This is a genomic window from Frankia sp. BMG5.23 (assembly GCF_000685765.2).
GTDB classification, from domain to species: domain Bacteria; phylum Actinomycetota; class Actinomycetes; order Frankiales; family Frankiaceae; genus Frankia; species Frankia casuarinae.
Genome location: NZ_JDWE01000110.1, coordinates 1 through 5,510, shown reverse-complemented (window position 1 = coordinate 5,510; position 5,510 = coordinate 1). Strand labels below are relative to the sequence as shown.

5 protein-coding genes and 2 pseudogenes are annotated in these 5,510 nt (G+C 70.2%); 5 read left to right on the top strand and 2 right to left on the bottom strand.

What is annotated here, in order from left to right:
- A pseudogene (locus BMG523DRAFT_RS26875) lies at positions 1 to 261 on the bottom strand (hypothetical protein); the annotation flags it as partial.
- A 222-nt stretch (positions 262 to 483) separates the two neighbouring features.
- Positions 484 to 1,380 (bottom strand): TetR/AcrR family transcriptional regulator, encoded by an 897-nt coding sequence (locus tag BMG523DRAFT_RS21655; RefSeq protein ID WP_023841846.1) that lies wholly within the window; start codon positions 1,378 to 1,380, stop codon positions 484 to 486.
- 128 nt (positions 1,381 to 1,508) lie between these two features.
- Between BMG523DRAFT_RS21655 and BMG523DRAFT_RS21650 the strand changes: the two genes are divergently transcribed.
- The 5 genes and pseudogenes from BMG523DRAFT_RS21650 to BMG523DRAFT_RS21640 form a co-directional block, all read left to right on the top strand.
- Entirely contained in the window at positions 1,509 to 1,976 is a 468-nt protein-coding gene (locus BMG523DRAFT_RS21650; protein ID WP_011436505.1) for a nuclear transport factor 2 family protein, read from the top strand.
- A 105-nt stretch (positions 1,977 to 2,081) separates the two neighbouring features.
- Positions 2,082 to 3,557, top strand: a complete 1,476-nt coding sequence (locus tag BMG523DRAFT_RS21645; protein ID WP_011436506.1) for an MDR family MFS transporter — start codon at positions 2,082 to 2,084, stop codon at positions 3,555 to 3,557.
- A 594-nt stretch (positions 3,558 to 4,151) separates the two neighbouring features.
- Positions 4,152 to 4,412, top strand: a pseudogene (locus BMG523DRAFT_RS26055) (hypothetical protein); the annotation flags it as partial.
- Positions 4,413 to 4,458: 46 nt separating this feature from the next.
- The gene (locus BMG523DRAFT_RS27585; protein ID WP_160323744.1) at positions 4,459 to 4,839 is read left to right on the top strand and encodes a DUF5372 family protein; all 381 of its coding nucleotides are present in this window, start codon (positions 4,459 to 4,461) and stop codon (positions 4,837 to 4,839) included.
- On the top strand, positions 4,836 to 5,510 hold a 675-nt coding region (locus BMG523DRAFT_RS21640; RefSeq protein ID WP_160323743.1), incomplete at its 3' end, for a recombinase family protein. The genes BMG523DRAFT_RS27585 and BMG523DRAFT_RS21640, both read left to right, overlap by 4 nt.

Below are 5,510 nucleotides of genomic sequence, written 5' to 3'. Positions count from 1 at the left end.
GCCCGACCCACCGGCCACCCCAGAGATCAACTCAAGCTGAGGCCCGACGAAAGCGTGCAGAACGCCCACTGAGAGCAGCGTGCGGGCCTGGGAGTAACCCGAGACCAGCCAGACCTCTCGACCGTCGTAGAGGCGGACCCGGTTGAGCGGGCCCTGCTCGGCGAGGCGTAGCACGCCTTCCGGAGGCGCGTATGGGCAGGTCCGCGCCTGTGGGAAGGGCGGCGCCTCGGCAGAGGATGTCGGTGTTTCGGTGTGTGTCATGGGACCTCGCAGACTCGGTCAGCCGACATCACCGGGAGCGCGGGCGGCCCAGTGGGGCGGCGCGTCCGCCCGTGGCTGGGGCTGGTCGGGCCCATGGCACGGCGGCGTGGACGACGAACCGGCAGGACCCGCTGATGTCGTGCGATGCCGCCTCATTCTTCGGCGGCGACGCAAAGCAGCGCCAAAGTCACCGGGCTCGGAACGCGCAGCCAGCCGCCCCCGTCAGGAAGTCTTTTCCTGCGGGCCGGTGGCGTGACGGCTTCGGACCGGGGCGTCGGCGGCGGCCGCGACGCTGACGGGTGCCGTGGCGATGGCGCGCCGGGCACTGGCTCGGTGCCGGTGGGCCTGCTGTCGGCAGGCGGCCCCGCAGTAGCGCGCGGGACGGCCGGTGGCCCGGGCGGAGATCGGCCGACCGCACAGCGCGCAACGCGCGGAGTCCCGGCTCTCCGTTTCGTTACGGTCGGCCGGAGGGTCTGGCTGTTTCGTTACGGCGGGGGGCGGCAGCGGCTCCAGGGTCTCGTCCGGCCGCAGCGCACCGGCGATGAGCGTCACGATGCGCCAGGAGAAGTCCGTCGTCTGGCGTTCCCGCGCGGTGACGGCGGCCCCCACCGCCAGGAGCCGGATCTCGGCGACGGTCATGTCGGTGCGCAGGGCGCCGACGGCCTTGGCCCGGCTGCTCAGGACATCCAACGCGGCGTCGAACGCCGCGGCGGACCGCTGATCGGGCGCGAAGCGTGGGTCGGAGGTGGAGTCGAACGCCTCGCAGAGCGCCTTGTTGATCACCGTCTGTTCCACCATTTGGTAGAAGAAGCGGAAGAAGGCGGCCCGTGGGTCCTCCGCCGTGGCGAGTGCTCTGGCCTGCAGGGTCAGGCGGCGCATCCCGGCGACGATGACGGTGCCGAACAGGTCCTCGCGGGTGGGGAAATGCCGGTAGACGGTTCCGACGCCGACACCGGCCCGCTTCGCGATCTGGTCGAACGACACCGACGTCCCCGCGCTGGCCAGCAGCTCGTCCGCGACCCGCAGCAGCAGCGTCCGGTTGCGTAGCGCGTCGGCCCGACGGGCCGGCGGAGCTCCTCCACCGGCCGCGCGGGCGGCCGCTGACGGTGTCGTTCGCATGCTCGTCCACCACCTCGTCGGTCGCCTTGACATCCGGAGAAACCTCGCTGTATGTTCCCCAAAACGGATAGATCTCTCCGGTTCTTCCTACAGCCTACCTGCTGATTTTCTTCCCAAGGAGGAGTTTCGTGCCCGAGACGACGGAGTACGCGGCTGCCACCACTCATGAGGTGATCGAGCGGCTCGCGAACGCGATGGAGACCGGCCGCAAGGACATCTTCATTGCCCAGTTCGCCGAGGACGCGGTCTACGAGACGCCGTTCGTGCTCGCCGGGCAGCAGTCGCGGTGGGAGGGCTTCGCCGCGGTCAGCGAGCACCTGAACGCGGACAACCCGACGCGCAGCCTGCTCGCGTTCGACAAGGTCTCCGTGGTCATCCACCTGGGCGCCGACGGTGAGGAGGCGACCGCGCAGTTTCTCGTCGACGGCCGGGTGCTCGCGACCAACGAGTCGTTCCACCTGCCGTCGTCCATCGGCATCATCCGCGTTCGTCACGGCAAGATCGTCCACTACACGGATTACACGAACGTGCTGCGTGGCGCCCAGGTCGCGGGTGTGCTCAAGCAGTTCGGCGCCTCGCTCGAGGCGCTCGGCTAGCCGCTGCGCGCGGGAGCAGCAGGACGGCGCGGCCCGGCGGGGCCAGCCCCGCCGGGCCGCGCCGGCGACCGACCGGGCTCGAGCAGACCGAGGAGTGACGTCGCCGTGAGTACCGTGAGTACGCCCGCAGCGGTAGCGGACGAATCCGACCGGCTGGATCCGGCGCTGCGCAGGCTGATCGCCGTGCTGATCATCGGTGCGATGGCGCCGCTGCTGGACACCACGATCGTCAACGTCGCGCTGAACACCATCGTGCACGACCTGCACACCACGGTCTCCGCCGTCCAGTGGGTCAGCACGAGCTACCTGCTCGCCATGGGGATGTCGATCCCGCTGGCGGGATGGGCCGTCGCCCGCTTCGGCGGCAGGCAGACCTGGATGATGTCGCTCGTCCTGTTCCTGGTCGGCTCGGCGCTGGCCGGGGTGGCGTGGAACATCGGCAGCCTGATCGCCTTCCGGGTGGTCCAGGGCACCGCGAGCGGCATGGTGCTGCCGGTGCTGCAGACGCTGCTTCTGCAGGCGGCTGGCGGGCGCCGCACCGGGCGGCTGATGTCCGCGGTGAGCATGCCCGCCGTGATCGCGCCCATACTTGGGCCGGTGCTCGGCGGTCTGATCGTCGGCAACACCACCTGGCGGTGGATCTTCCTGATCAACATTCCCGTCTGCCTGGTCGGTATGTTGCTCGCCTGGCGGGGTCTCGAACCCACCAGCGCGCGGCCCGGTGACCCTCTGGACGCGGTGGGCCTGGCCCTGCTCTCGCCCGGCATCGCGGGCATCCTGCTGGCCCTGTCCCAGTTCAGCAGCCGCCGCGAGTTCGGCCTTCCGGTGATCATCCCGCTCGTTCTCGGGCTGGCGTTGCTCGTCGCGTTCGTCGTGCACGTGCTGCGCGGGCGCGTCGCCAACCCGATCATCGACGTCCGGCTCTTCCAGGTGCGTGCCTTCAGCGCCGCCTGCGCCCTGCTGTTCCTGTCGGGCCTGTCGCTGTTCGGTGGAACGCTGCTGGTTCCCCTCTTCCTCCAGCAGGCCCGCGGCTACTCCGCGCTGTCGGCGGGCCTGCTCCTAGTGGCTCAGGGGGTGGGGGCGATGCTCGCCCGGAGCACGGTGGGCAAACTGGCCGACCGCACGGGCTCGAGACCTCTTGTGCTGGTCGGCATCGTCCTGATCGCGCTGCCGATCATCGGCTTCACTCAGGTCGGCAGCCACACCCAGGTGCTGTTCATGGCCGCCTTCCTGCTGGTCTTCGGCTGCGGTATCAGCACGGTGAGCATCGCGGTGATGACCTCGGCCTTCCAGGGGCTGGACCGCGCGCAGGTCCCGCACGCGAGCGGGGCCACCCGAATCGTGCTCCAGGTCGGCGGCTCGTTCGGCGCGTCGATCGTCTCGCTCATCCTCGCCCGACAGATCGCCACGCACGGCGGGGGAGGCCAGACCGGCCTGATCACCGCGTTCAGTCACACGTTCTGGTGGGCGGCCGGGTTCGCCCTGATAGCGCTGATCCCCGCGGCGTTCCTCCCTGGGCGCGGGCATCAGCTCGCGCCGGCCGTCCCGAAACAGCCGCGGGGGGAGGATGCGCGCCACTGACCCGGTGCTCTTCCTCGGCAGCGACCAGCCCCGGGTGGACGATCTCTCGTCCGCCCAGGGCTGTCGTCGTGGTGCGCCCGGCATGGGCAGTCGTTTGGAGGTGGAAGTCCTCTGGGGGATGCGGCGGTGCCAACCCTGAGCTGGAGGCAACGGCGTCATCGTGAGGTGGGGGCGGGAGGAAGCCCGAGGCGAGACCCCTGCACCGAGGGACACGAACCGCGTAGGAGGCGTTTCGGTCGGGTGAGCCAGCACGCGATGGTGAAGCCCGTCACCGCCAAGAAGGCCGGGGCGTAAACGCGGGCGTAGGGGGACAGCGGCTGTTCTTATCCGGGGAGGTCTGCCCGCACCGTGATCCGTGCGTCCGCGCGTAGCACACATGGGGCCTGCGTGGACTGTGGCAGAAGTCAGCAGTGGCCGTAGTACCAGCCGGGATCTTGTGGGTGGCTGGGAAGGGCCGAACGTTGGGATGAGCGGACGAGGGAGTGTTGCTCGCGCCAGTCGCGGGGATCGCCGCCCCCCGATCCAGGGGCCGTTGTGGGAGGAGACGGTGCATCCGTCGGAGACCACGGTGGGCGTAGCTACGGGTCGGCGCGCATTGGCGAGTCCGTTTCCGGGCCGGCAGGTGGCCTGTGGTCACGGGAGAACCTGTCGGTGGCGTTGCGGCGTGTCGAGGCCAATCGTGGCGCGCCGGGGGTGGACGGGATGACCACGGCCGAGTTGCGGCCGTGGCTGGTTGTTCACTGGCCGGTGGTGCGGGAGGCGTTGGACGCGGGGAGTTACCGACCTGCGCCGGTCCGCCAGGTGATGATCCCGAAGCCTGGGGGCGGTCAGCGGATGCTGGGAGTTCCGACGGTCAGGGCATAGTGCTGAATTGCCCAGGCCGTCTTTGGGTTTTCTAACGGTGACCCATCCGTTTCACGCGTTTGCTGGCCGGCGTCTGGAGATTTTGTATGTCAAGCGCCGGGGTGGTGGGCTGGTGTTTGTCTGCGTGCGTGATGTGAGCCGGACGGTGACGTTGCCGCAGGCGTGGACGGATCGTGGGGAGGCCCCGATGACCCTACGGCTGTCGGTGGAGCAGCTGGGTGCTGCACGGGCGCTGGCCGATGCCCTGCTGCGCCGGGGTGAGCGCGTCGGGGCGGGGCAGGGGGAGGACAGCGGGGAGGTGGCGTGCGAGGCCCCGGCGGGGCCGGGATCGAGGGGCCATGGCGGGGCTGGGGGTGTGGCGCGAGCAGGTGATGGTGCTGGCGAACATGGTCGAGGCGGTGCTGGAGGGTCGCTGTGAACGGGCTGTCGAAGATCACCGCGTCGCATCGGTCCCGGGTGGCGGTGGTCTACCTGCGGCAGTCGACGCTGGTGCAGGTGCGGGACAACACCGCCTCCACGGTGCGGCAGTACGGCCTGGTGGACACGGCCGTGGAGCTGGGCTGGGACCGCGAGAACGTGCGGGTGATCGACGCGGACCTGGGGGTGTCGGGGACGTTCGGTGCCGACCGCGAGGGCTTCCGCGACCTGGTGGCCCAGGTGTGTCTGGGCGAGGTCGGGGCGATCTTCGGGTTGGAGGTGTCCCGGCTGGCCCGCTCGTCGGCGGACTTCGCCCGCCTGCTGGAGTTGGCCCGTCTGACGGATGCGCTGCTGGTGGACGCCGACGGTGTCTACGATCTCGCGGACATCAACGACCGCCTCCTGCTCGGGCTGAAGGGCAGTATGTCCGAGTGTGAGCTGCACCTGCTGACGGGCCGGCTGCAGGGCGCGAAACGGGCCGCGGCCGAACGCGGCGAGCTGCGTTTCCCGCTGCCGGTCGGCTACGTCTACGACGACGAGGGTGTCTGCGTGATCGACCCGGATCAGGAGGTGCAGGGGGCCATCCGGGACGTCTTCGCCGCGTTCGCCGCGGGCGGCTCGGCGTTCCAGGTGGTGGCCGCGTTCGTTCGGCGGCGGTTCCCGCTGCGGGCC

Bases quoted from the DNA above. Each gene is read 5' to 3' on its own strand.
- BMG523DRAFT_RS21655 (WP_023841846.1), bottom strand. From the start codon at position 1,380: ATGCGAACGACACCGTCAGCGGCCGCCCGCGCGGCCGGTGGAGGAGCT.